Annotated in this window: 1 pseudogene; it reads left to right on the forward strand. The window is 61.4% G+C overall.

The features are described from left to right. Window positions 1-85: 85 nt before the first annotated feature. Window positions 86-923: pseudogene (locus IQ16_RS44975) on the forward strand (helix-turn-helix domain-containing protein); the annotation flags it as partial. Between the last annotated feature and the right edge of the window lie 135 nt (window positions 924-1,058).

The following is a 1,058-nucleotide window of genomic DNA, read 5'->3' on the forward strand; positions in this document are numbered from 1 at the left end:
CAGAGCCGAGCCCTTCGTCTGGACCAAGAAAAAGGTCCGTCAACGCCGTTTCAAAGGCCGCCGTATCACTCAGCTCTGATTCCGGGTACTAGAAGGATTGCGCGGCGAGGAGAACATCTCCGAGCTTTGTCGCCGAGAAGGCATTGCCGCCTCGATCTATTACGGCTGGTCCAAGGAGTTTCTCGAGGCCGGCAAGCGCCGCCTGGCCGGCGACACGGCACGAGCTGCGACCTCCGGCGAGGTGAAGGACCTCCGCCGGGAGGCCGGCGCCTTGAAGGAGGCCGTCGCCGATCTGACGCTGGAGAACCGTCTGCTCAAAAAAAGTATGAACGGAGATGGGGAGGACGAGGCATGAGGTATCCCGCCTCAGAGAAGGCCGAGATTCATCCATTTGGTCGAGCAATCGCACCTCCGGCCAAGCGCACGCTGGACAAGCTCGGGATCCCGCGCGCCACATTCTATCGCTAGCATGATCGTTACCGCGAGGGCGGCATCGCCGCTCTGGCCGATCATCGGTCTCGACCAGACCGGGTCTGGAACCGCATCCCGGACGATGTGCGGGGCTAGATCATCGACCTGGCGCTGGAGTTACCTGAGCTGTCGCCACGCGAGCTGGCCGTGCGGTTCACCGACGAACGAAAGTACTTTGTATCCGAGGCGTCGGTCTATCGGCTGCTGAAGGCGCATGACCTCATCACCAGCCCGGTCTATGTGGTGATCAAGGCCGCGAACGAGATCAAGGACAAGACGACGGCGCCGTCGCGCACCGGCCAAGGCTTCTCAGCGACAATGGTTCGAGTTACGTGGCGGATGATCTGGCCGAGTGGCTCGACCAGAAGGGCATGCAGCACGTGCGCGGCGCTCCGTACCATCCTCAGACCCAGGGAAAGATCGAGCGCTGGCATCAGACGCTGAAGAACCGTAAGCGACGTTCGCGTCCCATTCGCAAAGGTTTGGCGTGGGGATTGCAGTCTGTTGATCAACGTGTTTGCAAATCGTTGGCGGGGGGTATGGAGGCGGCAACGACGGAGAATTACGAGGTGCGGCCGAACGACCAG

It is taken from the genome of Bradyrhizobium huanghuaihaiense, assembly GCF_007830635.1.
Classification (GTDB): domain Bacteria; phylum Pseudomonadota; class Alphaproteobacteria; order Rhizobiales; family Xanthobacteraceae; genus Bradyrhizobium; species Bradyrhizobium huanghuaihaiense.